At 61.3% G+C, this 24,775-nt stretch carries 20 protein-coding genes; 16 read left to right on the plus strand and 4 right to left on the minus strand.

Features of this window, described 5'->3' with window-relative positions:
• The first annotated feature begins 810 nt into the window (after window positions 1-810).
• From GJ698_RS00790 to GJ698_RS00860, 15 genes are all read left to right on the plus strand, one after another.
• Complete coding sequence (locus tag GJ698_RS00790) at window positions 811-3,798, plus strand: ExeM/NucH family extracellular endonuclease (protein ID WP_154355691.1); 2,988 nt, start codon at window positions 811-813, stop codon at window positions 3,796-3,798.
• 12 nt (window positions 3,799-3,810) lie between these two features.
• On the plus strand, window positions 3,811-4,455 hold the full coding sequence (locus tag GJ698_RS00795) for an NF038129 family PEP-CTERM protein (protein WP_166454767.1): 645 nt from the start codon (window positions 3,811-3,813) through the stop codon (window positions 4,453-4,455).
• Window positions 4,456-4,568: 113 nt separating this feature from the next.
• A complete protein-coding gene (locus tag GJ698_RS00800) occupies window positions 4,569-5,264 on the plus strand; it encodes a winged helix-turn-helix domain-containing protein (protein WP_154355693.1) in 696 nt (231 codons plus the stop codon).
• A complete protein-coding gene (epsA, locus tag GJ698_RS00805) occupies window positions 5,261-6,070 on the plus strand; it encodes an XrtB/PEP-CTERM-associated transcriptional regulator EpsA (RefSeq protein WP_229259776.1) in 810 nt (269 codons plus the stop codon). Before GJ698_RS00800 ends, epsA begins: the two co-directional genes overlap by 4 nt.
• 374 nt (window positions 6,071-6,444) lie before the next feature.
• Window positions 6,445-6,879, plus strand: a complete 435-nt coding sequence (gspG, locus tag GJ698_RS00810; protein WP_371865089.1) for a type II secretion system major pseudopilin GspG — start codon at window positions 6,445-6,447, stop codon at window positions 6,877-6,879.
• A 27-nt stretch (window positions 6,880-6,906) separates the two neighbouring features.
• Window positions 6,907-8,097, plus strand: a complete 1,191-nt coding sequence (locus GJ698_RS00815) for a type II secretion system F family protein (RefSeq protein WP_154355694.1) — start codon at window positions 6,907-6,909, stop codon at window positions 8,095-8,097.
• The gene (locus GJ698_RS00820) at window positions 8,094-9,773 is read left to right on the plus strand and encodes a GspE/PulE family protein (RefSeq protein ID WP_154355695.1); all 1,680 of its coding nucleotides are present in this window, start codon (window positions 8,094-8,096) and stop codon (window positions 9,771-9,773) included. Before GJ698_RS00815 ends, GJ698_RS00820 begins: the two co-directional genes overlap by 4 nt.
• On the plus strand, window positions 9,766-10,557 hold the full coding sequence (locus tag GJ698_RS00825; RefSeq protein WP_154355696.1) for a hypothetical protein: 792 nt from the start codon (window positions 9,766-9,768) through the stop codon (window positions 10,555-10,557). Before GJ698_RS00820 ends, GJ698_RS00825 begins: the two co-directional genes overlap by 8 nt.
• 17 nt (window positions 10,558-10,574) lie before the next feature.
• Window positions 10,575-11,111, plus strand: coding sequence for a hypothetical protein (locus GJ698_RS00830; RefSeq protein WP_229259777.1), 537 nt, complete (start codon window positions 10,575-10,577; stop codon window positions 11,109-11,111).
• Window positions 11,096-11,659 (plus strand): hypothetical protein, encoded by a 564-nt coding sequence (locus tag GJ698_RS00835; RefSeq protein ID WP_154355698.1) that lies wholly within the window; start codon window positions 11,096-11,098, stop codon window positions 11,657-11,659. The genes GJ698_RS00830 and GJ698_RS00835 overlap by 16 nt, the downstream gene beginning before the upstream one ends.
• Complete coding sequence (locus GJ698_RS00840; RefSeq protein ID WP_154355699.1) at window positions 11,656-12,207, plus strand: hypothetical protein; 552 nt, start codon at window positions 11,656-11,658, stop codon at window positions 12,205-12,207. Before GJ698_RS00835 ends, GJ698_RS00840 begins: the two co-directional genes overlap by 4 nt.
• The gene (locus GJ698_RS00845; protein WP_154355700.1) at window positions 12,207-14,171 is read left to right on the plus strand and encodes a secretin GspD/PilQ domain-containing protein; all 1,965 of its coding nucleotides are present in this window, start codon (window positions 12,207-12,209) and stop codon (window positions 14,169-14,171) included. Before GJ698_RS00840 ends, GJ698_RS00845 begins: the two co-directional genes overlap by 1 nt.
• Before the next feature lie 10 nt (window positions 14,172-14,181).
• The gene (locus GJ698_RS00850; RefSeq protein ID WP_371865090.1) at window positions 14,182-14,655 is read left to right on the plus strand and encodes a prepilin-type N-terminal cleavage/methylation domain-containing protein; all 474 of its coding nucleotides are present in this window, start codon (window positions 14,182-14,184) and stop codon (window positions 14,653-14,655) included.
• Window positions 14,649-15,029: a type II secretion system protein gene (locus GJ698_RS00855; protein WP_154355701.1), complete on the plus strand. Its 381-nt coding sequence runs from the start codon at window positions 14,649-14,651 to the stop codon at window positions 15,027-15,029. Before GJ698_RS00850 ends, GJ698_RS00855 begins: the two co-directional genes overlap by 7 nt.
• 1 nt (window position 15,030) lies before the next feature.
• A complete protein-coding gene (locus GJ698_RS00860; protein WP_371865091.1) occupies window positions 15,031-15,711 on the plus strand; it encodes a type II secretion system protein in 681 nt (226 codons plus the stop codon).
• 306 nt (window positions 15,712-16,017) lie between these two features.
• On the opposite strand, the gene GJ698_RS00865 is transcribed toward GJ698_RS00860, so the two are convergent.
• The gene (locus GJ698_RS00865; protein WP_154355702.1) at window positions 16,018-20,073 is read right to left on the minus strand and encodes a DUF4365 domain-containing protein; all 4,056 of its coding nucleotides are present in this window, start codon (window positions 20,071-20,073) and stop codon (window positions 16,018-16,020) included.
• Window positions 20,074-20,309: 236 nt separating this feature from the next.
• On the opposite strand from GJ698_RS00865, the gene GJ698_RS31495 reads away from it, so the two are divergent.
• A complete protein-coding gene (locus GJ698_RS31495) occupies window positions 20,310-20,753 on the plus strand; it encodes a hypothetical protein (protein WP_443090112.1) in 444 nt (147 codons plus the stop codon).
• Between the two features lie 592 nt (window positions 20,754-21,345).
• Here the strand turns inward: GJ698_RS31495 and GJ698_RS00875 are convergent.
• Genes GJ698_RS00875 through GJ698_RS00885 form a run of 3 tightly spaced genes read right to left on the minus strand, consistent with a single transcriptional unit; the run spans window position 21,346 to window position 24,738 of the window.
• Window positions 21,346-22,749, minus strand: coding sequence for an efflux transporter outer membrane subunit (locus GJ698_RS00875; protein WP_154355703.1), 1,404 nt, complete (start codon window positions 22,747-22,749; stop codon window positions 21,346-21,348).
• A complete protein-coding gene (locus GJ698_RS00880) occupies window positions 22,746-24,023 on the minus strand; it encodes an efflux RND transporter periplasmic adaptor subunit (RefSeq protein WP_229259778.1) in 1,278 nt (425 codons plus the stop codon). The genes GJ698_RS00875 and GJ698_RS00880 overlap by 4 nt, the downstream gene beginning before the upstream one ends.
• A complete protein-coding gene (locus GJ698_RS00885) occupies window positions 24,001-24,738 on the minus strand; it encodes an SDR family NAD(P)-dependent oxidoreductase (RefSeq protein ID WP_154355704.1) in 738 nt (245 codons plus the stop codon). The genes GJ698_RS00880 and GJ698_RS00885 overlap by 23 nt, the downstream gene beginning before the upstream one ends.
• Window positions 24,739-24,775 lie beyond the last annotated feature (37 nt).

The following is a 24,775-nucleotide window of genomic DNA, read 5'->3' on the forward strand; positions in this document are numbered from 1 at the left end:
CGGTGTTAGGGGCGGTGTTTTGGTTTAGGTGGATGCATGGGATCTTGATCGGCGTTGGCCGTGAGCGGCCTTTTGTGTTTCACAGGGAGTGGGGGCGCTCTTTTTTCCGCAATCCCACTCCATCGAAGATCACATGCAGTACCGTGCCGCAATCCTGAATTTCGCTGCGCACTCGCGACGCGGCCGGCTCTTCAAGTCTCATATCCACAGTGCACGGCAAGCCCATATTCAAGCCTACAGCGCTAGAGGGGGGTAGCTGCGCTGGCAACATGCGCACCATCGGATTGCGAACTCCGCCATACGATCCTACCACGCCTATTGTCGGAGGGCGGCTCCGCTCTCGTCACAAGCAAATCGTCCGGACCTACTCATCCATCGTCAGACTGAGAGCAGGAGTCAGCAGATCTGTAAGGCGCGTGTACACCGGTGCGCGATGCCGGGGATATGCGGCCCTCTTCGGGGGCGTGCGTTATCCCAAGCTGTTCCAATGTCTATGCATGTAGACGAAATCTCCCGCCGCCATGTTCGTAAGTACATCTGGGCGTTCGATCAGTAGCGACCACGCACGGCTAATTGGCCGAGCGGGGGAGGGGACTCGACATGGTCAATTCGGCAAGAAAATGAACAGATAGCGCAGCATGCGTGATGGCGTCAAGGAGGCGCTGGGCTGTGCTGCCTTGATCACTTCCTCGAAACTGGAAATAAAGATTGATCCGTTCGGACTAATGCACTGTCATTAAGCCGTCACTGCGATGCCTTAATATGCAAATTGCAATATTGAAAGCAATTTACTAACGACAGGACAGCACAATGAAAACCAATACGATCCTGGCCGCCGCCCTGGCGGCTGCCTTCTCGGCGCCCGCGCTGGCGGCCTCGCCGGTGGTGATCTCCCAGGTCTACGGCGGCGGCGGCAATTCCGGCGCCACCATCAAGAACGACTTTATCGAACTGTTTAACCGCAGCGATGCCGCTGTCGACATCAGCGGCTGGAGCGTTCAATATGCCAGCGCTGCGGGCACCAGCTGGCAGGTGACTAAACTGAGCGGCAAGACCGTGCTGCAGCCGGGCCAGTATTTCCTCGTGCAAGAGAGCGCTGGCACCGGCGGCACCGTAGACCTGCCAACGCCGGACGCGTCGGGCACTCTGGCGCTGAGCGGCACCACCGGCAAAGTGGCGCTGGTCGCCAACGGCAACGCGCTGTCCGGGGCCGCGCCTGCCGTCGGCACGTTTGCCGACCTGCTGGGTTTCGGCAGCGCCGGCTATTTTGAAGGCTCGGTCGGTCCTGGTTTGAGCAACACCACCGCCGCGCTGCGCGCCAACGGCGGTTGCGCCGACACCGACAACAACGGCAACGATTTCACCACTGGCGCACCGGCGCCACGCAACAGCGCCAGTCCGCTGAACGCCTGCGGCGTGCCGCAGCAACCGCCGATCGTCGCGACTTGCCCGGCCAACCTGTCGCTGGCCTTCGGCATCAATGGCGGCGCCGACATCAGCGCCACCGACGCTGATGGCACGGTCAACAGCGCGGTGATCACCTCGGCGGCTGTGCCTGGCATCAGCCTGATCAACTTCCTGGCCGCCACGGGCGCCGGCGGCACCGCCACCGCCCGTCTCAGCATCGCCGCCAGCGTACAGGCCGGCAGCTATCCTGTCACCATCAAGTTCGCCAACGACCAATCGCAAGACGCGACTTGCGCGATCAGTGTCAGCGTCGCCGCGCCAGCTGCGATCAGCCACACGATTCCGCAAATCCAGGGTCCAGGCAATACCAGCCCGTACGCCAATACCGTGCAGACCACCGAAGGTGTGGTCACCGCCAAAGTCGGCTCCGGCTTCTTCATTCAGGATCCGGACGGTGACGGCAACCCGCTGACCTCGGACGGCCTGTTCATCTTCACCACCGCCGCCAACATCGGCACGGTGCAGGTGGGCGACAAGATCCGCATCAGCGGCTCGATCATTGAATACACGCCAAGCGCCGCCACCCGTTCGTACACCGAGATGCAGAACGTGACCGCGATCGTCAAGCTGGCCAGCGGCATCAGCATCACGCCGACCAACATCCAGCTGCCGTACGCCAACCTGGGCCAGGTGGAAGGCATGCTGGTGCGCTTCACTAATCCGCTGACCGTGTCGCAGCTGGAATACCTCGGCGACCGTGGCGAAGTCACGCTGTCTTCGGGCCGTCTGGAGATCGCCTCAAACCGTTATCGTCCGCGCACTCCGGAAGCGATTGCCCAGGCCGCCGCCAATCAGCTCAACCAGATCATTCTGGACGACGGCATCTTCGTCACGCCTACCGTGATCCCATACCTGGGCGAAGATGGCTCGCTACGCGCCGGCGACACCGTCTCCGGCCTGACCGGTGTGGTCGACTTTGGCGCCAAGGGCGGTGGCGGCGCAGCATTCAAGCTGCAGCCGACTGAAGCCCCGGTGTTCTCGCAGGATAACCCGCGCACCGACCCGCCAGTGCTGGCAGCCGGCAACGTCAAAGTCGCCAGCGCCAACGTGCTGAACTACTTCACCACCTTCACCAACGGCACCGATGTCGAAGGCAACTCCAACGTTGGCTGCACACTGGGCAGCAGCACCGCCAAGTCCAACTGCCGTGGCGCCGACAACCTGAATGAGTACGTCCGCCAGAACACCAAGATTGTCGGCGAACTCAAAGCCATTAACGCCGACGTGTTTGGTCTGATGGAAATCCAGAACAGTGGCGACTACACCGTGACCAAGCTGGTCGATTCGCTCAACGAAGCGATTTCGCCCGGCACCGGCATCAAGACCTACGCGGTGGTGCCGAAGCCGGCCGCCACCGGCACCGACGCGATCCGCGTGGCGATGATTTACAAACCATCGGCGCTGACCCCGGTCGGCGGCGCGCTGTCCGACGCCGACGCCATCAACAACCGCCCACCGATGGCGCAGACCTTCCGTGCCAACAATGGCGCCAAGTTCACGCTGGTGGTCAACCACCTGAAGTCGAAGGGTAGCTGCCCGAGCGGCACCGGCGCTGACGCTGACCAGAACGACAGCCAGAGCTGCTGGAACGCCACCCGCATCCAGCAGGCCAATCGCCTGATGAATGCCTTCGTGCCGCAAGTAGTGGCCGCCGCCGGCGACGCTAAAGTGCTGCTGATCGGCGACTTCAACTCCTACGGCATGGAAGATCCGATCGCCGCCATCACTGCGACCGGCTTCGTCAACCAGCTGGAGCGCTTCGTGCGCGGCAGCGGTGGCATGCCGTACTCGTTCGTCTTCAACGGCGAATCGGGCTATCTGGACCACGCACTGGCCAGCGCCGCGCTGAGTGCGCAAGTGGTGGGCGCGGCGGAATGGCATAACAACGCCGACGAACCGCCGGTGGTCGACTACAACACCGACGGCAAGCCGGAGGACAAGTTCACCAGCGCGCCATACCGCGCATCCGACCACGATCCGGTGGTGATCAGCCTGAATCTGGCGGCGCCGAACACCGACGTCACCGCCAGCGTCAAGGCAGTCGCTTCGGGCCTGGTGTTTGCCCGCGCCAGCAACCAATGGACCGGCACGCTGACCATCACCAACACCAGCGGTGCGGCGCTGAGCGGCCCGTTGCAGCTGTCGTTGGGCGGCCTGCCTGCCGGTGTGACCCTGGTCAACGCCAGCGGCAACCGCAGCGGTGTACCGTACATCACCGCCAACACCAGCAGCCTGGCGGCTGGCGCGTCGCTGACGGTGCCAGTGACCTTCAGCAAGACCGGGACTGCCGCCATCAGCTACACCACCCAAGTTTTCAGCGGTACTTTCTAAGGATAGATGAACATGTTTAACACTTCTTTGACTTTGCGCCGCGGCCTGCTGGCATTGGCCCTGAGCGCGTGCGCCAGCCTGGCCTTGGCGGAGACTTTCCACATCGAACTGAACACGTCGAGCTTGAGCGGCGACGGCTGGATCGAGCTGCAATTTAATCCGGGCAATTTCAGCTCGATGACCGCAGCCTCGGTCACGCTGAGCGACTTCGTCGGCTTTGGCAGCAGCAGTAACGCGCAGATCAATGGTGCCGTCAGCGGCTCGCTGAGCAGCGGCTACACCATCAGTAACACCGATGCCGGCGGCTGGAACGACCTGTTCCATTCGGTCAACTACAGCGGCGGCAAGATCGCCTTCAACGTCAGCTTCAGTGGCGCGGCTGATCCGGCGCAGAGCGCGTCCGGCTCGGTGTTCGCGGTGGGCTTGTACGGCGCGGACGGCTTGACGCCGGTGGGCACTACCGACCCGAGCAGTTCGCTGGTGCAGCTGAACTGGTACGCCGGCAAGACCGCCAACGCCGGTAACATCGTCGCCACGCCGCTAGTCAACAGTCTGCCGACTACCGTAAGCGCCGTACCGGAGCCGACGAGCTGGGCGCTGATGGCCGCCGGTCTGGCGTTGCTGGGCTTTGTGCGCCGTCGCCACCGAGCGGTTTAAGCAATGCTTAACAAAAATATGATTTATATCGCAGGCCTCTAAATTGGCGATGGAAATCATATTAGTAAAGCCACATTGCTTAATGCATAGTGTTTCCTTTACGGGGAACCACTATGCCAGCCGCTCATATTCTCATCATCGAAAGCACGCCAGCGATCCAGGAGCTCATCGCGCTCAATCTGGGTATGGCGGGTTATCAGATCAGCCGTGCCGCCGATGCCGACAATGCCATGCTGGTGCTGGAAGACAGCCTGCCAGACTTGCTGCTGCTGGACTGGAATTTGCCGGGGCAATCGGGGGTTTCGCTGGTGCGCCGACTGCGCGCGCAAACACGCAGCCGCAGCCTGCCGATCATGATGGTGAGTGCGCGTTGCGGCGAGGCGGACAAGATCATGGCGCTGGAAAGCGGCGCCGACGACTATATGACCAAACCATTCAGCCCGCGCGAGATGGTGGCGCGGGTGCAATGCCTGTTGCGGCGGTCGCACGTGGTGACCGCCGCCGCGCCGCTGCAACTGGCCGGCCTGCGGCTCGATCCGGGAACGCAGCGGGTAACGGCCGGCACGCGAGAATTGGCGCTCGGCCGGGTCGAGTTCAAGCTGCTGAATTTTCTGATGAGCCATCCGGAGCGGGTGCATACGCGCGCCCAGTTGCTGGACCAGGTGTGGGGTACGGCCGCCTATCTGGACGAGCGCACCGTCGACGCCCACGTCGGCAGGCTGCGCAACGCTTTACAGCCGAGTGGCTGCCAGCTCCGCATCGAAACCGTGCGTGGCAGCGGCTATCGCTTCGTGGCGGTGCCGGCATGAGCATGGAACAGCTGGTCATCCTCAGCAACCTGGAGCAGGAGTATTTGCTGCACGCCATCGAAGCGGTCCTGCAGGTACAGGGCGCGCGCCAGTTCTTCCTGTGGACCCAGGGGCAGTTGCAGGCGCTGCTACCGCACCAGGTGCTGGTCGGCCTGCAGTTTGGCGCGCAGGAGGAACTACAGCACATCGAATGCCTGCACGGCACGGTGCTGGAAGCCGGCCTGCGCCACCGCCTATGCAGCCCGGACGACGGGTTGGCGCTGCGTCTGGCTCGACACTGCCGCACCAATGGCGGCCGCTTGCCGGCGATGCTGGACGCGGGGCCGCACGCCGATCCGCTGAAAGCAGGGGCGGGGCTGGCGGCGTTTCAGGGTGAGTTGCGCGAACTGGGGCTGGAGAACATGCTGCTGCATGGCAGCGAGCGCCTGCCGGGCGGTACCACCTTCTTCGTGATGTTCGGCCTGCCACACCGGCCGCGTCCGCGCCACGCATATTTTCTGCAGTTGCTGCTGCCATATCTGCACATCACACTGCAACGCATCAGCCGCCAGCAGGCGCAGGAGCGTTTCGGCACGCTGACGCGACCGGTCAGTGCACGCGAGGCGGAGATTCTGCATTGGGTACGCGAAGGAAAGAGCAATGAGGAGATCGGCATCATCCTCAGTATTAGTGGCCTCACGGTCAAGAATCACCTTCAGCGCTTGTATCGGTTGCTGGGGGTATCCAACCGCGCGCAGGCGGTTGCCCGCGCCATTGCCCTGCAACTATTCGACCGCATCCCGCTGCTGCTGGCGCGCGCGGCCTAAAAGAGCTGCACGCCGGAGCGCGCAGCTTGCTGTTCACCGACACGCACACCGACATTGCGGTGTGCGGGCGGCACCGTGCGCCAGTGGAGTCGGGCTGTTGGTTCCCGCCAGCAGGACGGTGGTGGCGGTGATGTCGATCGGTTGCAGGAACTGGACGCCGCCGATGTGGTGTTGACCTGTTTCTATGCTGTACAAAAAAACTAACGTTGCAATTGTGGTACGCACTAAATGGATTTTTGAGTATATTCGCGCACGCGAAAAATCTCGCCTGCCGTTTCAAGATGCAAAAAGAAAAAGATTGTCGCGGTGGCAAACTGCTGGTAGCCTCTGTCCGTTGGTGCAGAGGCCAATACACCGTGGAAGAGGAGTGTTTTGTGGCAAAGAATTATGTAGCTAAGGCAGCACGCACGGCTGGTTTCACCCTGCTGGAACTGTTGGTGGTGATCGTTATCATTGGCCTGTTGGCCGCGTACGTGGGGCCAAAGTATTTCGCGCAACTGGGAAAGTCCGAAGTGACGATCGCCAAGGCGCAAATCGAAGCCTTCGAGAAATCGCTGGACACCTTCCGTCTCGACGTGGGCCGCTACCCGACCACTGAGGAAGGCCTGAATGCGCTGGTCGCCGGCCCGGTCGCCGCCGGCGCCAAATGGAACGGCCCTTACCTGAAGAAGGGCGTACCACTGGATCCATGGGGCCACCCTTATCAATACAAGGCGCCGGGCAGCAAGTCCGAGTTCGACATTACGTCGCTAGGCCGGGACGGCCAGCCGGGCGGCAGCGGCGAGGACGCCGATATCACCTCGCAATAACCTACGCCGCCCGAAAGTCGATTCGCCATGCAGTTCGATGTCCGTACCCTATCGGCCGAGATGGTCATTTCCCATCTGGTGATCGATGGCCGCGACGAAGCCGATGCGCGCCGCCAGGTGGAGGCACGCGGGCTGTTCGTCAGCGCCATCACGCCAGTGCGGGCCGGCCTGCCGGGACGCGGCGGCAAGCGCCGTGCGCTCTCGCTGGTGCTGTTCAGCCAGGAGTTGCTGGCCTTGCTGATGGCAGGCCTGGGCATCGTTGAAGGGCTGGAAGCGCTGCTCGAAAAAGAAAGCAACCTTGCCACGCGGGACGCGCTGGAACGGCTACTGGCCGGCCTGCGCGAGGGACAGCGGTTTTCCGCCGTGCTGGCGGAACAGCCGGACCTGTTCCCGCCGCTGTACGTGGGCATCGTCAAGGCGGCCGAGGGCACCTCGGACTTGCCACGCTCGCTGTCGCGCTTCATCGATTACCAGCAGCGCATCGACCTGGTGCGCAGCAAGCTGGTATCGGCGGCGATTTATCCGTGCATCCTGTTACTGGTCGGCGGCGGCGTCAGCCTATTCCTGATCAGCTACGTGGTACCGCGCTTTGCCGAGGTCTATCAGGGGGCGGGCCGCGACCTGCCGTGGCTGTCGCAGCAGATGCTGAACTGGGGCCAGTTCGCCGGTGCGCACACCACGCTGCTGCTGGCCGGCATTGCCGCTGCGCTGGCGGCGCTGGCGCTGGGCCTGCGCCAGATGTTGGCCAGCGGCGGCGTGGTGCGCCTGCTGGGCACACTGCCCGGCATCGGCGAGCGGGTGCACATCTACGAGTTATCGCGGCTGTATCTGACGCTCGGCATGCTGAGCGAAGGCGGCATCACCATCGTGCAGGCGATCGACACCGTGCAAGGCATGGTATCGGCCGGCATGCGCCAGAGCCTCCAGTCGGCGCGCGGCGCGGTGGAAGCGGGGCTGCCGCTGTCGACCGCGTTCGAAGCGAGCCGGCTGACCACGCCGATTTCGCTGCGCATGCTGCGCGTGGGCGAGCGCACCGGCGACATGGGGCCGATGCTGACCCAGTCGGCGGCCTTTTACGACGGCGAAATCAGTCGCTGGATCGAACGGTTCACGCGCACATTTGAACCGCTGCTGATGGCCGCCATCGGCCTGGTGGTGGGCGCTATCGTGGTGCTGCTGTACATGCCGATCTTTGATCTGGCGGGAGATATGTCATGATGGTGATCGACACCGCCATGCTGGCGCGTGCCCGTCACCTGCGCCAGCAATCGAAACGTACGCTGGTGGAAGAACTGGAAGCGCTGACCGGTGCCGAACCGCGACTGCTGGTGCACGCACTGGCGCAGCCGTTCGGCATGTCGGTGATGGAGACGGTCGACATGTTGGCCTACGAGCCGGCCTGGGATTTGCTGCCGCTGTCGCAGGCAATGGTGCGCGCCAGCGTGCTGCTGCGCGCAAGCGATGGCGCTGTGGTCGGCGTGATTGCGGATCCATTCGACCTGGATCTGCAAACCTGGCTCGGCACGCATGCGCGGGCCACGCCGTCCGCGCCGCTGGCCACCCGGCTGGCGCTGCAGGCGGACATCCAGGCCTACTTGTCCAAACAGGAGGAATCTGCGCGCGCCACTGATTTGCTGCTGCCCGGCGCCAGCGAGGGGCGGCGCGACGGTAAGACGGCGGCGGTGCTGTCATTTGCCTCGGTGTCGGAAGGCGCCAGCCCGGCGGTCCGGCTTGTCAACTCGACCTTGTACGACGCGCTGAAGGCTGGCGCGTCCGACATCCACCTGGAAAGCACGGCCGGCGGCCTGGCGGTCAAGTACCGTGTGGACGGCGTGCTCGATCACGCCACCTCGGTCAACGGCATCGACGTGGCGGAGCAGATTATCTCGCGTTTGAAGGTGCTGGCGGAGCTGGACATCGCAGAACGCCGCGTGCCGCAGGACGGCAGCTTCCGCGTGGAGGCCAACGGGCGCGAGATCGATCTGCGCGTATCGATCATGCCCAGCATCCATGGTGAGGACGCGGTGATCCGTATTCTCGACAAGCGCGCCATGATCGAAGCCTATGGCGCGCTGACCTTGGAGGCGCTGGGCTTCGACGCGCCGTCGCTGGTCACATTGCGCACTCTGGCGCAGGAGGCCTATGGCATGCTGCTGGTGACCGGGCCGACCGGCTCGGGCAAGACCACCACGCTGTATGCGGCGCTGACCGAAATCCACAACGGCCGCGAGAAGATCATCACGATTGAAGATCCGGTCGAGTACCAACTGCCGGGCATCCTGCAGATCCCGGTCAACGAGAAGAAGGGGTTGACCTTTGCCAAGGGCCTACGCTCGATCCTGCGCCACGATCCGGACAAGATCATGGTCGGGGAAATCCGCGACCGCGAGACGGCGGAAATCGCCGTGCAGTCGGCGCTGACGGGTCACCTGGTGCTGACCACCGTGCACGCGAATAATGTGTTCGACGTGTTCGGCCGCTTCACCCACATGGGCATCGATCCGTATGCGTTCGTGTCGGCGCTGAACGGCATCTGGGCGCAACGCCTCGTGCGCATCAACTGCCCGCACTGCGCTACTGGGTACACGCCGGACGACCAGGAACTGGCCAGCGTTGGCGTCACGCGCGGCGACGTGGCCGGGTACCGCTTCATGCAGGGCAGGGGTTGCGGCGATTGCCGCGGCACCGGCTACAAGGGGCGCCGCTCGATCGCGGAGATCCTGACCTTGAACGACGAAATCCGCGAGCTGATCGTCGACAAGCGGCCGATCCGACAGATCAAGCAGGCCGCTTACGAGAACGGCACGCGTAGCTTGCGCCAGGCGGCGCTGGAACTGGTCAAGCGCGGTGGCACCACGCTGGCTGAAATCAAACGGGTGACCTTGCATGCGTAATGTATTTGGACAACGGTTCGGCCAGTGCCTGTGCATTGATGTGGCGCCGCAGGCGGTCAGCGTGCGGCGCGTCAGCCGCTGGCGTGGGGCCGCGCCGGATGTGCTGGCGGCGCAAGCCATCGCGCCGTCGGCCGATCATCCGTTCGACGCCATCGGCAACGCGCTGAGGGCCTTGCTTGGCGAACTGGATGTGCAGAGCTGGCCGGTCAGCATTGTGCTGGCGGATGAACTGACGCGCATGTGGCGCGTCACACCGCCGCCGGGCGCGGCGCGCATGGCCGACCTGGAAGCCGCCGCCGGTTTTCGTTTCCAGTCGCTGTACGCCGAAGCGCCGGCCACATGGCAGATCTCCGCCGACTGGCATGCAAGCCAACCATTCTTCGCCGCCGCCGTGCCGCGTGACTTGCTGGCCGCCTTGCACGGGGTGGCGCAGGACTGCAAACTGACCATCGTCGCCATCGAGCCGCGCTTTGTCAGGGCGTGGAACCGCAGTCGGCGTGGCCTCAAGCAGGGTGCCTGGTTCGGTCATGTGCACGACAACGTGCTGACGCTGGCCGCCATCGAAGCGGGCGGCACAGGCCTGCGCGCCATCCGTCCGCTGCCGATTCCACTTGGCGCCGATCATCGCTGGCTGACGCAGACGCTGCAACGCGAAGCGCTGCTGCTGGATGTGACGGCGCCGTCGCTGCTGCAGGTGCAGGGCAACGCCCCGGTCAACTGGTTCAAGCCGGTGAACGGTGTCGCACATATTCCATGCACGGCGCTGGCGGGGAGCGCCGCATGAGGGCACGTAACCGCGTATTGAAGATCGATTTCGCGCCGCGCAGTGTGCGCCGCGCCTGGTTCCACATCCATCCCGCCGTGCTGGCGCTGGCCGGGGTGGGCTTATTGTTGTGCGCAGGCGCGGCGTTTGGCGGTTGGCAGCTTGCAGCGCAGAAGCGCGAGCGTGAACACCAGTTGCAGCATTTGCAGGCGCGCGTGGCCGCAATGTCGGCACGTCCGGTGGAAGTGACCAAAGCAGCGATTCCGGAAGCGCAGGCCACCTTCGTCAATGGAGCCATCAGGCAGCTTAATCTGCCGTGGCGCGAGTTGCAGGACGCCGTGCTGACCGCCACGCCGCGCACCGTAGCGCTGATCGCCATGGAGCCGGATGCTGGCAAGCGCATTTTGAAAATCACCGCCGAGACCAAAAACAGCGACGACATGGTCGCTTACGTGGAGGGGCTGAAAGAGCAGGAGAGCTTTACCAGTGTGATGTTGTCACGCCACGAAATCAATGAGCAGGACCCGAACCGGCCCTTGCGTTTCCAACTGGAGGCGACATGGTTGGCGCGTTAAACAACGTGAATGTCGCCGCATTGCTGCTGCGCGCCCGCATCGCCGTGCTGCGCTTCGGCGTCGCGGCGTGCGTGGCGGTGGCGCTGTGTGCGGCCGGTGTGGCGGCGTGGGTATGGTTGCTGCCGCAACGTGCCGCGCAAGTCCACGTGTTAGCCCGGCCTTTGCCGGCGCCAGCAAGCTTGGTGACGGTGCCCCCACCGCCTTCTGCCGACCAAAACCTGGCCACTTTCTACGATGTGCTTGGAGAGAAACGCTATGCCGAGCAACAGGTCAAGGTGCTGTTCGACCTGGCTGCCAGATCCAGTCTCGCCTTGACTCAGGGTGAATACACGGCCGCCTACAATAAAGCAAGCAGCATCACCACCTATCAGATCGTCCTGCCTGTGAAGGGACCATACCAGTCGATCTGGCAGTTCGCCATGCAGGGCTTGCGTGAGATGCCGTTTGCTTCGCTCGATGAAATTGGCTTTCGCCGCGAAACTATCGCCGAGCCAACAGTGGAGGCGCGCCTGCGATTCACCCTGTACCTGAAGGACGCCGCGCCATGAAGCCCTATCAGATGGTGATGGCGCTCGCACTGGCGGGCTCCGCAGGGCTTGTGCTGTTGGGCGATAACGCGCCGTCCAGCGGCATCGTCGAACCGGCGGCACGCTCTGCCGGAAGCGCTGCCGCTCGCGCGCCTACGCCGCGTGCCACCATACAAGGCAATAAACCGCTGGCCGACATCGCCATCCTGCACCTGACGCCGCGCGCGGAACTGGTCGGCGAAGCGGGCGACGCCACCTTCGCCTCGGAAGAAGGTGTCTTCATGGGCCAGAGCTGGACTCCGCCACCGCCACCACCGCCGCCACCACCGCCACCGGCGGCACCGCAACCACCGATGGCGCCGCCGATGCCGTTCCTGTACATCGGCAAAGCCGTGGCGGATGGCACGTGGGAGGTATATCTGTCGCGTGGCGACAAGACCTACGTGGTGCGCAACAGCACGGTCATCGAAGGCGCCTACCGCGTCGACAAGATTGCACCGCCGCTAATGACCGTAACCTATCTGCCTTTGAAGCAGCAACAACAGATGAATATTGGAGTTCTGGATTGATGGCTAACCCGCTGATGACTATCGGCCGCTGCGCAGCGCTGGCCATTCTGCTGAGCGGTTGCGCGGGCCAGATGGCCTACCGCGACGGCAATGATCTGATCGCGAAGAACCAAATCGAAGCAGGCCTCGCGAAATATCAGGAAGCGGTTCAAGCCGAACCCGGCAACGCGCAATACCGCGCGGCCTTGCTGCAGGCACGCGAGAAAGCCGCGCAGCGCTTGCTGGAGATCGCGGAGCGCGAACAGGCCGCAGGCCGCGCACTGCCGGCGGAACAGAGCTATCGCCGCGTGCTGGCGCTTGATCCGCAAAACGAACGCGCCAGCGCCGGCATGCGTGCGCTGGAGCGCGACAGCCGTCAAGGCAAGCAGCTCGAAGCCGCCGCACAGCAGTTGAGCAGGGGGGCGTACGAACTGGCCAAGCAAACGTTGAATGCTGTATTGACCGAAACGCCGGGCAACGACAGGGCGCGCGCCATGCTGCGCGAAGCGACCGAGAAAAGCGCGCCGCCGGCCGCTGAATCAAGCCTGGCGAAAACCTACAAGCAGCCGATCACGATCGAGTTCCGCGATGCGCCGCTGAAGCAGGTGTTTGAAATCATTTCGCGCCGCTCCGGCCTGAACTTCGTCTTCGACAAGGACGTGAGGACCGACCAGAAAACCACTGTTCTGCTGAAGAACAGCACCGTCGAATCGGCGATCTATTTCCTGCTGCTGACCAATCAACTCGAGCAGCAGGTGATGGACGCCAACACCATCCTGATTTACCCGAACGTGGCGGCCAAGCTGAAGGAATATCAGGAGATGACGGTCAAGACCTTCTTCCTGGCGAATGCCGAGGCCAAGCTGGTGGCCAACACGCTAAAGACCATCCTCAAGTCGCGCGATGTGGCGGTGGACGAAAAACTCAACCTGATCATCGTGCGCGACACGCCGGAGGCGATCCGTCTGGCCGAGCGCCTGATTGCGTTGCAGGACACGGCGGAGCCGGAGGTGATGCTGGAAGTGGAGATCCTGGAGGTGAAGCGTTCCAGCCTGATGGACCTGGGCGTGGTGTGGCCGACGTCGCTGAACTTTGCGCCGTTATCGACCTACGGCGGCGCCGGCATTACGGTGCGCGATCTGAAAAACCTCAATCCCGATACCATCAGCGTCACCGGCGCGCAACTGGGCATCAACGCCAACAAGAACGACAACGACTCCAACCTGCTGGCCAATCCGCGCATCCGGGTGCGCAACAAGGAGAAGGCAAAGATCGTCATCGGCGACAAGCTGCCGGTGATTACCTCCACCGTGTCCTCCGGCGTGGGCGGCTTCGCCAGCGACTCGGTCACCTACGTGGATGTCGGTCTGACGCTAAACGCAGAGCCGACCATTTACCTGAATAACGAAGTGGCGATCCGCATGCAGCTGGAGGTTAGCAATCTGGTCAACACCATCACGACCAAGAACGGCACCACGGCTTACCAGCTCGGCACGCGCCAAGCCTCGACCATGTTGCAGTTAAAAGATGGCGAGAACCAGGTGTTGGCCGGGTTGATCAACAACGAAGAGCGCAATTCCTCGAACAAGATCCCGGGATTTAGCGAACTGCCGCTGGTCAGCCGCTTGTTCGGTAGCCAGCGTGACGACAACGCGAAGACCGAAATCGTGCTGTCGATTACGCCGCACCTGATCCGCAACGTGCAGCGGCCGGAGGCATCGGCCGCGGAATTCTCGGCGGGCACGGAGGCCAGCTTCCGCCGGCGTCCGGACCTGACGCCGCGCGCCGCCGTCGCCTTGCCGCCGCCACCGGGCGCGGTGCAGCCAGCGTTGATGCCTGCGTCCGCCACGCCGGCCGCCGTGGCGGCGCCGGTGCAGGCGGTGCCGCTGTCGCAGACGCAACCGGCACCCTTGCCAGTCACGCAAGGCGCGCAGCCGCAGTCAGTGCAGCCACCGCCGGCCGAAGCGGCGCCGGTCCAGCAGTGAGTCGGATCCGATGATGCGCGCGCGCGGGTTCAGCCTGATCGAGTTGCTGGTGACGCTGGCGATCCTCGGCCTGCTCGGCACACTGGTGATCCCGACCGCGCAGGTAGTGGTGCAGCGCCGCCAGGAGCAGGAGCTGCGCGAGGCGCTGCACGACATCCGCGCGGCGCTGGACGCCTACAAGCTGGCCTATGACCAGGGCCGTATCGCGAGGACACTGGGGGCCAGCGGTTATCCCCGAATGCTGGAGCTGCTGGTGGAAGGCGTGCCGGATCTGCAACATCCCCGGCATGCCAGGATTTATTTCCTGCGCCGCGTACCACGCGATCCGTTCAATCCTGACACCACACTGCGTGCGGCGCAGACTTGGGGCAAGCGCAGCTACGCCAGCGAAGCCGAGGCGCCGCGCGAGGGCGACGACGTCTATGATGTCTATAGCATCAGCGACAAGACGGGCCTGAACGGTATTCCGTACAGGAAATGGTGACCATGAAAACCAAGGGCTTCACACTGATTGAACTGCTGGTTGTGTTGGGGATTATCGCCTTGCTGCTGACGCTGGCCGTGCCGCGTTACTTCCCCAGCATGGACAAGTCGAAGGAAACCGTCTTGGCGGAGAACCTGCATAATGTGCGCCTGCTGATCGACCAGTATTACGGCGACACCGGCCGCTATCCGGAGACGCTGGAGCAACTGGTGGAGAAGAAATACCTGCGTGCGCTGCCGTATGACCCGGTGGCCGAGAGCGATGCAGCCTGGATCATCGTGCCGCCGGAAGATGGCAGCAAGGGCGGCGTCTACAATATTCGCAGCGGCGCGCCCGGCAACGACCGCAGCGGCAAGCCTTACGCGGACTGGTAGCGTGGTGCAGCGCGCGCGCCGTCAAGGCGGCTTCACCTATCTGAGCCTGATAATCCTGGTGGCAATCATCGGCATGGTGACGGCAAGCACTTTGAAGATGGGGGCGGTGATCCAGCGCGGCAGGGCCGAGCAGCAATTGCTCGACATCGGCGCAGCCTACAGCGACGCGCTGCAAAGCTATGCGGACGCCACGCCGGCCGGCATGCCGACGCAACCACGATCGCTGCTGGAATTGCTGCGCGATCCGCGCTTCCCCGGTGTGCGCCGCCATCTGCGGCGCATCTATGTCGATCCCATGACGGGCGGCACGGAATGGGGCATCGTCTATTTGGGCGACCACGTCGGCGTGCTGGCGGTGTACAGCTTGTCCGACGCGAAGCCGGTCAAAATCGGCAATTTCCCGCCGCGCTTTGCCATGCTGGCGGGGCGGCAGAAGATTTCGGAGTGGCGTTTCACGGCCGCGGGCAAGACCGGCGCGTCGGGCTCGGCAACGCCCGTATCAGCGGCCGCGGGCCAGGTGCCGCTGGTGCCGGCTGCGCAGCCGCAATTGTTGACGGCGGACATCGCTTCGGCGCCCGCCGACACGGCGGGGCCGCGCCACGCCGTCCCGGAAACTGACGAACAAGCGCGCGCCGATGCCCCGCCCCCAGCGCAGGAAGAGCGCAGCCCGGCGTCTGAGTGAGACCGGCTAACACGGTCCAGTGCGGTGCCGGCGGACGTCGGGCCGAGAGGCCAGTCTGGGGCCCAGCGTTGCCGAGGGCATGGACGGGCAAGGGCTGGGTCATGCCTCGACGCAAAGCTGACGCCAGGCGGTGATTGGCAGCGACCAGATCGACATCGCCGAATCGGCGCAGACCAAGGCGGCGTCCCATTTGGGATAGCTCCAATATGAAGGCGATGGCGGACCGTCTAGTCGACACCATCAGAGTGACGTTGCCTAGTGAGGCCAATTTAGTTGACGTGTAGGTGCTGGCTTGGCACCCAAAGGCTATTTCTTCGTAGCCTTCAACGCTGCGTCTTGGGTGGCGTTAAAGTATCCGCGCACGAACGCCTCATCGTCACTTGTGCCGGGAGTAAATGCGGCTCCTATTTTAATTCGAAGCCGCTTATCGCCCTCCAACCCGTTTATCACATCCACCTCTGAACTCGTGTATCCGAGCGCTGCAATTGCATCCTTTTCCTTCCCTTCGTCCATTTTATCTCCATGTTCCATCTCGACCAGCACCAAGTAGACAGATCGGAGCTGTTGAGTGTAGCCCGCGTCGCCGTCTGCCAAGCGCATTGCGGTCCATGCCATCAGCAGCGCGATATTTTCGATGGGGCTTGCCGAATCTGGGCGGAGTTTGGCTTTTGCGCACCAGATGTCCATGGTCACGGCCATTTTGTTTAACGAAGTGCCAGTGTTCTGAATGAGCTGAGCCAACAGCCGGGAGGCATCCTTTAAGCTTTCTTGGAAGGATTTCGAAGGGTCCCAAATCCTGTTGAGCACCGCCATTGCATTGGAGTCTGTTCGCAAAGTTTTGAGCGCCGCGGTCGGAGACTTGGCCTGATCCACCGTTGCGGGGATCGCAGAGGCGATAAATCGCGGCTCGATCGTGACCCCGACTCTCCATGCGCATAGCATAGCGATTTTCTGAGCCCCAGCGCTTATGTCGAGCGTGCCCAAATCGACTAGAGCGCTGATGATGTCTAGAGTGCAGATGTCTGGAGCCGATGCGCGCTCTTCGCTGCAATAAATTCGGAAGAAAAGATCGTCAGAGTAAAGCAGGAACTCTTCTTTTTTCGCAATCGATTTGATTTCCTCTGTGGCCCAGTGCATGTAGTCATTTTCTGCCGGTTTCACCGCATGCGGTTGCTGAATCCTTTCGAAATTTGCGCGAAGCAGTTTGAGCAATTCGGCGCATTTGCCCTGCATCGCGCCGCCGGCGAGCGGTGCTGCCAGCTTTGCCAATTCGAAGACTGTCGCCTGAGCAATGGCAATTTTGGGGAAGATCTGAAATAGAAGCTCGAATAGACCAAGGTCGTTTGTGACTAGCAGAGCCGTCATGTCGAGCAGCGGAATCTTCTGTCGCATATCCGAAATCGGGACCGCTTTCCATTCGAAGTTGGCCATGACCAGCTGATACTGTCGCTCATCGTGCTTTGAGCGTTTCCCAATTTCCCAAAGCAATGGCATATCGCCGACGTTCCGCAGAATGTTCTGTGGACGCCACGCGTAGGGAAATGGCATCTCGCCACGCTGAAGCTCGCGAGCGAGTTTCATCTGATGGTTGATGCGTTCTTGGTCAAACAAGTCGTGTCCCATGACTCGCTTGATTTCTGCCATGATTTCTTCGCCGTCGGCTCCCTCGGACACCTCTCCTTTGCGAATGATGTTCGATTCCGGAAATGTCTTAAAGAAGCATTCATACCTCTTGTTCAACTGGAGTTCGTCAATCTTCCCTTGCGGCGCCGGCATAGCCAGTTTGGCTCGAAGGATCATGGACAAAAACATTCCCTCTTCAATCTCGTCCTTCTGATCGCAGAGGCTCCCGTATCGGATGGCAAAGTCGAAAGCGCGTGGATCGCGAGGATCTGCCATGTGGACAAGATTGAACAACAGCCTCAAGCAATCGAGTTTTTGGTCTTTCGTCGAGGCCGTTGACAGAATCAAAGACACGGTGGCGACAGCTTCTTGCCCAAAGCCGCAGCGAACGACAATGTTGATGTAGGTGTTGATTGCCAGCGGGTTCGCTACGCCTTCTGCGATCAAAGTCTTTAAGGTTTCCAACGCCTGGGACGTATGGCCAAGTTTCTCCAACGCAAGGGCTTCGAATGCAGCCAAGCGCGAGCTGTCAGAGAAGCGCCGCCGCGAGTCAATGCAGAGATCCAGGAGCGGTTGCCATTCACTCAGCGTCGCCAGCGAGCGCGCGAGGATCAGGGAAAGGCGAAGGTTGAGCAGCGAGGCTGAAGTCAACCTAGCCGCGACTTGTTTGCATTTTTGAGCCTCATCCGGCGACGATGGATCGAGAATGCCGACGAGCTGCTGGGCTATCGGTATGGGATGGCCAAGCGACTCATAACGCTCCCATAGCTTGGCGGAAGCCGCGGCGCTTGCCAAGCTGTTGTCTTCAACCGCCGAAAAATATTCAGCGAGCGCCCCGAATGGCTTTAAATGCTTATTGCCATTTAAGATCGAAAGCCACTCATCGCGTTTGCTGGTGTTGACGATTCGATGAGCCGACAACGACGCCATGGCCGCTGCTTCGCCGAACGAAGAAAGGCCAGTGTTCATTTTGGGAAGTAGGTTATCGAAAAGCTCCACGCACTCGTCGTCACGCTTCAATTCGTGGAGCAACGTGACGTGGTGGCTTGCGGAGAGGTCTTCGAATGGAAGTCGGGCATTAGCTTCGAGTGCCTGCTTCAAATCGCCGCAATGGACCGCGACCAATTCGAGAGCTCGCTGTAAATTAATCAAGTGCGGCCTCGCGTTGCCGGCGCTTTTGATGAGCGGCAGCGTCTCTTTTTGTTTCCCCAGCATGATGGCGGTCGAGCTCCAAATGTCCGCCAAATAGTCGATGTTTGACGGCCAGCCCACTCGCTGAAATTCCTTGACGGCGGCTTGGACGTCATCCCAAACACGAACCAACAAGTCCACGTTGGTCTTGGCGGGGCCTGAGGGCGGAAGTTGAGTGTCGTAGTCGCTTGACACAAGGTTGAGGGCCAAGCTGAATCGCGCCCGTGCGCGCAGCATCAGAAAAAGCTGCCGACCATGCTTTATTGTCTCGCTCTGTTGCAATCCTTGCTCGCACACGTCGAGCGTTTGCTGGAATTCGCTTTGCATGCAGTGGATGATGGCCTTGGCCATGAGGCTTTCGACACCCTCGAACAAATTCGCACATTCCATCGCTTCCGCAAATTTTCCGCTGGCGGCCAAGACGCGCGCGCGCATGCCGAGAGTCATGGGGCTCGTGTCCGTCAACCTAGCCAGCACATGCGAGAAGTCCACAGGGGCGTCGAGAGCATCGTCTTCTTTGTAGCTCAGCCGAATCTCACTTTCAGCCCAAGAGACCACATGTTTTGGTGGGCTGTTCGGCGCCATTGTCGATTCTGCGTAGGCGTCGCGGGCCGATTCCTCCTCACCCGTCAACTGAAGGAGCCGGCCACGCAGATGCCAGTAGTCCGAGTGCTCCAAAGGTTGAGCGGTTGCCAGCATTTTCTCGGCGGCGTTGAGAGCCGCTTCCGCGCCTTCGGCATCTCCGTCTTTTAGGTGATGATCCGCCTCCTTGAAATGCCATGGCATCGTGCCGGGTTTGGGGCTTGGCCACGATTCTTCGGGGCTTTCGGTCATCACCTCAAAAAAACCACCGCCGCGCTCCGAGAAATTTGCGGGGATGTTCTCGATCAAGGTCGCCCTCTCGTCATCGCCCAAGTCGGGGCGACGTTCCTCCATCGAGACGTCCAGCGCTGCCCCGACTTGGCCGAGCTTGAGCATCCGCTCCACCTCGCTGGACAAGTCGCTGGAGTTTGTGAGTTGATTTGAGACTTTGACACGAAGCGACACCTTGTCTTTTCCCACCAAGCTGACTCGACGTAGCTCTTCGTGTATCCACGCGTAAAAAAGTGGGCAGTTTTTTGGCGTGCTCGGATCGACAGAAAGGTCCGGGAGGACCAACAGCACAGGCTCGTTGGTTTGTCGGTAATAGTTGACGGTTCTAGTGCTCAACTGGATGGAGTAGAAGTCGCCAGCCGCGCTGACGGTGGGGCTCATTGTGCCTTTGAGCTGAGCGCGGAAAATATTTCGCGCGAATCCATCGCGGAGATCTTGGATTTGAAAGTCGAAGCCAAAATCTTCGGTGCCTCCCAAATTGGTGGAGGCCCAATCGTTGGGCATATTCGCTGCGAAACACTTCTCTGCCAAGCGACCGATTCTTTGAGATTCGTCGACTTGTGGAAGATTCTCTGACTGCGACAATTTTGCCTCCAAATTGCAAGTTAGATTCATGAATTGGTTGCCAATTTTTGCATTTGCCTTGACCCGGCAACGTGTTGCCAAGAGTATCATATCGATACTGCTTGGTATCTTTTGAAGATCGACTTTGGTTTAATTCCCACAGATGAGGAGCAATTTATGAACAGGAGAAAAAGCCGGGCGCTCGGCCAGTCGGGAGGCCTGATAATTCGCCACTGGCGCCTCGCCAAGCGGCTCCATCCGGGGATGTAATCTTCGCTGAACTGAGCGCTCTTTGCGCGTCTGCCGGCTTTATCCATGCCATCGCTTACTTTTGCGAGCGAGACAACTTGATTCGATTCGCCGGGGAGCTGACTGCCGAAGACATGGCCAACCTGTATGGCAGATCGCGCTTGGTTCGCAATGAGGTGAACCTTCTATTCGGACTGGCGGTGAAAGTCGAGATCGACTACGAATTTCCGGAGGGGGAGGTTTTCCAAGCCTACGTGACGCGAAGCGAGTCGCTCCTCGAAGCACTGCATCAAGCGATGCTGCTCGCGGTCCCAAGCATTTTCAGCGCTGCGAGCGATTCCGTGAATTCTGATCCGAAGAGCAGTGGCGCGATGATTCGTGAATCGATTTTCTACGGCGGAGAGTCCGCTTATAGTTTTCAAAATGTCGGGTTGGCAGCTATAGCTTCAGCAAGAGCCGGCGCGGGACATGTTCGCGGCATAGTGGCGTCGCGGCCTAGTTGTAAATTCGAAGATCACTGGAAAGCTATTTGCAAGAAATAGGCCTCGCACGGCTTCCGGCTGTGAGAAGTGAGTTTCGTTCGCTTCGTAGATCGTGAATACCGTCGCAGTTCAACGCAGTCAGCTTCAAGTAATTGCATGCGCATTAAATTCTTCCTGGCATCTAAAACTTCTCAAGAGCATAATTTCGGATGCGCATATAGTTAAGAAGATTTTCAGACTCGTTGGACGACATCTGCCAATGATGGGACTTGTAGTTCTTGGATCGAAACGGGCTGTGCGGCAGCGAAATTTGGGGCAAATTTGGGGCAATGTGGCGCTATTTCAGCGTGCTCAAGCGCGTTGGTTTAGCCAGACCGTGCAACACGGCATCAGCGCTGGCGCTTGATGAGCTTAACTCAGGAGCCAGCGGCTCAAGTTCGAAACTTGCAAGCGTTGCATCGCAGCGCCGGTGGTATAAGATGATGTAGGTACAATTATCAACGTGGCTTCGATTTGAACACGAGTTCCCCCGCTGGTATCGCTGCTAGTATTGCATTTTCGATATTTGCGCAATCTTCTACGAATCAATCAGTTGCGTCAGTGGTTTACAGTCGAATGGGAATGATGAGCTCGCTGTAACTGGCCGTTAATCTCAACCAGCCTGCCAGCCACCACCCAGCGCTTTGTACAGCGATACGGTGGCTTGCAGGCGTTTGAGTTTCAGTATCCCCAGCTCATTTTGCACGTCCGCCAGGCTGCGCTGGGTATCGAGTACCGTCATCAAGTCTTCCGCGCCCGCCTTGTAGCGGATCTCCGACAGATTGAACGCAAGCCGCGACTGTTCCAGTTCCACCTCTTTCAACCGGCGCTGCTCGTCGAGACTGTTGATTTGGCCCAGCACGGTGTCCACTTCCGCCAAGGCGGCGATCACGGTCGCGCGATAGGTCTGCACCAATTCCTGTTTTTGTTCGATGGCCAGATCGCGCTCGGTCCGCAAACGCCCGCCATCGAATATTGGCGCCACCAGCGAAGCGCCGATATTCGCGAACACATTTTGGGCGTTGAGCAGCGAGGTCAAGGCGCTGCTTTGCGTACCCGTCGATCCGGTCAGGCGTATGCTGGGAAACAGTGCCGCGCGCGCTACGTCGACGTTTGCGCTGGCGGCTGCCAGGACCGCTTCCGAACGGCGAATATCGGGGCGCCGCGACAGCAGTTCGGACGGCATGCCGGCCGTCACTTCGGGCAAGCGGATGGTGTCGAGTCCGCTATCGCTGACCTTGAACGTTTGCGGCGACCGGCCGAGCAGGATGGCCAGCGCGGATTGCGCCTCGCGCTCCTGCTGCTGTAAAGCAGGGATGGCGGCGCGCTGGCTGGCGACAGCGGAACGCTGACGCGCCAGGTCGACGGAGGTGGCGGCGCCGACGCTGCTCTGGGCTTCGACCAGCGACAGCACATGCTCTGCGGTCCGGGCGTTCTCGCGCGCCACGCCGAGACGGTCGTGCAGGGACAATAGTTGCAGATAAGTCGACACGATGCCGCTGGTCACGGTGAGGGCCACGGTTTGACGGTCGTAGAAATTGGCCCTCAGCGATGCCTCGGCTGCGGCAACGCTGGCCGCGTTCTTGCCCCAAAAATCGAGTTCGTAAGACACCTGCAACTGTCCGCTGGTGGAAACATTGGCGTTGTGATTGCCTGCGAGCGGCAGATCCCGGCTGGCGCCGGCGTAAGCATCAACGGAAGGCAGTAGTGCGACGCCGGCGATTCGCGCCTGCGCCGCAGCCTGGCGCACCCGCGACAGCGCGGCGGCCAGCTCCAGGTTGCTTTCCTGTCCCTCGCGCACCAATTGACTCAGCTCGTCGCTGCCGAAGCGTTGCCACCAGAGGGTGTCCGGCCATTCCTGGCTACCCGGCGTTCCGGCCTGCGACCAGCCAGCTGGCAATTCGACTGCCGGCGCCGATTCCGTCACAGGAACCGTGTGCGCACACCCGGCCAGAAAAACGCCGGCCAGGCATCCCGTCAGCAAGCCTGTCCGTTGCGACCCAATGCGTTGACTCATGGTGCTACCACCGGAGCGACCGGCTTGGGGAGAAGCGCCGGCGTCGGCACAGGACCAACCAGCACCTGCTCGCCCGCTTCCACGCCGGACAGCACTTGTGCCTGCTGCGCAGTGCGCAAGCCGATTTTCACTTTGCGCACCACGATGCGCCGGTCGGCGTTCACCACATTGACCTGATACATGTCCGCCGCATCGCGCTTGCCCAGCAGGTTAACCGGCAGCAGCACCGCATCCTTGGTCTGGGCGACAACGAACTGCACCTGGGTGGTCATGCCGCTCATCAGTTCCTGTTCCGGGTTGTCGACCTCGAACAGCACATTGTAAAAAGTCTGCTTGCCTTGCTCGCCGGTTCCGTCGGCAGGCACGGGAATTACCTGGCGCAGCTTGCCCGACCAGGTGCGGCCGGGATAACCGGGCGTCTGGAAGTTGGCCGTCATGCCGCGCTTCAGGCGGGTCACATCCACTTCCGCCACGCGCGCCTGCACCGTCATTTGCGACAGGTCGGCGATGCGCATCAAGGGCGGGCCGGCCTGGCCGACGCTCACCGCTTGTCCTGGGCGCGCATTGACCGCCACCACGGTTCCCGACAGCGGCGCCAGAATCTGCGTGCGGCGACTGCTTTCTTCATCGAACTTCAGCGTCGCTTCCAGCTGCTGGATCTGTGCATTGATGGAGTCCACCCGGGCGCGGGCCGACGACAAATTCATGCGGCTCGATTCGACGCTTTCTTCACGGGTAGCATTTTGTGCCTTGAGCTGTGTCTGGCGCTTGAACTGCAATTCGGCGAAGTCGGTCTGGGCTTGCTGGTCTGCCAGTTCGGCCCGCAGCCTGGCCATTTGAGCAAGGTTGTTTCCGGCGCGGACAGCAGGCGAAATTTCCATCACCTGTTTGCCTTCCTGCACGGCATCCCCGACGGCAAACAGCACATCCTTTATCTGGCCGGCTATTTGAGCGTTGACATCGGCAAACCGGTGGAATTGCAATTTTCCTACGGCGTCGACCGTTTGCTGCAGGTCGCCGCGCTGCACCGTTACCGTGTCGAGCTTGGCTTCCATGGCCTCCGTGGGCGAATGCGGCAACTCCGCCGAGTTCGGTGCTTGCGCGAAGGCGATATGGGCATTAAGCGCCAGCATGAGCGTTGCCGCCGCCAGGCAGATAGGGCGGCGATCGCCGTCTTTTAGATGGTTCATCAGTTTTACATCGTTAAAAGCAGCGGCCATTTTAGCGCATTCATGGCCGAGCTGATGCGATCTAAAGCTGTGCCAGCCCGCCATCAACGAATAACTCGATCCCGGTGATGAAGCTGCTGTCATCCGTTGCCAGGAAGGTGATGGCCTTCGCGATTTCGGCTGGCGAGCCCAAACGTCCCAATGGGATCATGCCGACCAGTGCGGTCTTCACGTCATCGTTGGCGAACACGTCGAACCCGGGCGTCGCGACCGGGCCTGGACTGATGACGTTGACGCGTATCCGACGGTCCTTTAACTCCGCTGCCCATGAGCGCGCGAACGAGCGCACTGCCGCTTTGGTGGCGTTATACACCGAGAATCCGGCGAAGCCTTTCGATCCGCCGATGGAGCCGAGCAGCACGATCGAGGCGCCGTCCTGCAGGATGGGCAGGGCCATTTGCACGCCGAACAGCACCCCGCGCACATTCAGATTGAATGCCTGGTCGAACGAGGCCGGGCTGACGTCTTCGAGGTTTTGCATTTCGTACATGCCGGCATTGGCGACAAAGACGTCCAGCTTGCCTGCTTGCGCCTTGATGGCGGTCATCAGTGCGGCGAGATCCGCCAGATCCGCGCCATCGCTGTGAACCGTCGTGACGTGCCCGTCAATCTCCTTGCTGGCCGCGTCCAGCTCCTGTTGCCGGCGACCGGTGATGTACACATGGGCGCCCTCGGCAGCGAGCGATTGCGCTGCCGCCAAACCTATCCCGGTGCTGCCGCCGGTAACCAGCGCAACCTTACCTTGCAGTTTTTTAGACATGATGCTGAACCTCCTTGTATTGGTCGATGGGCAAAGA

Origin of the sequence: Duganella aquatilis (assembly GCF_009674565.1) — a bacterium.
In the GTDB taxonomy this organism is placed as follows: Bacteria; Pseudomonadota; Gammaproteobacteria; order Burkholderiales; family Burkholderiaceae_D; genus Rugamonas; species Rugamonas aquatilis.

What these genes read in the sequence shown, in the direction of transcription:
- GJ698_RS00790 (WP_154355691.1), top strand. Translation starts at nt 811, where the DNA reads ATGAAAACCAATACGATCCTGGCCGCCGCCCTGGCGGCTGCCTTCTCG.
- GJ698_RS00795 (WP_166454767.1), top strand. Translation starts at nt 3,811, where the DNA reads ATGTTTAACACTTCTTTGACTTTGCGCCGCGGCCTGCTGGCATTGGCC.
- GJ698_RS00800 (WP_154355693.1), top strand. Translation starts at nt 4,569, where the DNA reads ATGCCAGCCGCTCATATTCTCATCATCGAAAGCACGCCAGCGATCCAG.
- epsA (WP_229259776.1), top strand. Translation starts at nt 5,261, where the DNA reads ATGAGCATGGAACAGCTGGTCATCCTCAGCAACCTGGAGCAGGAGTAT.
- GJ698_RS00815 (WP_154355694.1), top strand. Translation starts at nt 6,907, where the DNA reads ATGCAGTTCGATGTCCGTACCCTATCGGCCGAGATGGTCATTTCCCAT.
- GJ698_RS00820 (WP_154355695.1), top strand. Translation starts at nt 8,094, where the DNA reads ATGATGGTGATCGACACCGCCATGCTGGCGCGTGCCCGTCACCTGCGC.
- GJ698_RS00825 (WP_154355696.1), top strand. Translation starts at nt 9,766, where the DNA reads ATGCGTAATGTATTTGGACAACGGTTCGGCCAGTGCCTGTGCATTGAT.
- GJ698_RS00835 (WP_154355698.1), top strand. Translation starts at nt 11,096, where the DNA reads ATGGTTGGCGCGTTAAACAACGTGAATGTCGCCGCATTGCTGCTGCGC.
- GJ698_RS00840 (WP_154355699.1), top strand. Translation starts at nt 11,656, where the DNA reads ATGAAGCCCTATCAGATGGTGATGGCGCTCGCACTGGCGGGCTCCGCA.
- GJ698_RS00845 (WP_154355700.1), top strand. Translation starts at nt 12,207, where the DNA reads ATGGCTAACCCGCTGATGACTATCGGCCGCTGCGCAGCGCTGGCCATT.
- GJ698_RS00850 (WP_371865090.1), top strand. Translation starts at nt 14,182, where the DNA reads ATGATGCGCGCGCGCGGGTTCAGCCTGATCGAGTTGCTGGTGACGCTG.
- GJ698_RS00855 (WP_154355701.1), top strand. Translation starts at nt 14,649, where the DNA reads ATGGTGACCATGAAAACCAAGGGCTTCACACTGATTGAACTGCTGGTT.
- GJ698_RS00865 (WP_154355702.1), bottom strand. Translation starts at nt 20,073, where the DNA reads ATGATACTCTTGGCAACACGTTGCCGGGTCAAGGCAAATGCAAAAATT.
- GJ698_RS00875 (WP_154355703.1), bottom strand. Translation starts at nt 22,749, where the DNA reads ATGAGTCAACGCATTGGGTCGCAACGGACAGGCTTGCTGACGGGATGC.
- GJ698_RS00880 (WP_229259778.1), bottom strand. Translation starts at nt 24,023, where the DNA reads ATGGCGGGCTGGCACAGCTTTAGATCGCATCAGCTCGGCCATGAATGC.
- GJ698_RS00885 (WP_154355704.1), bottom strand. Translation starts at nt 24,738, where the DNA reads ATGTCTAAAAAACTGCAAGGTAAGGTTGCGCTGGTTACCGGCGGCAGC.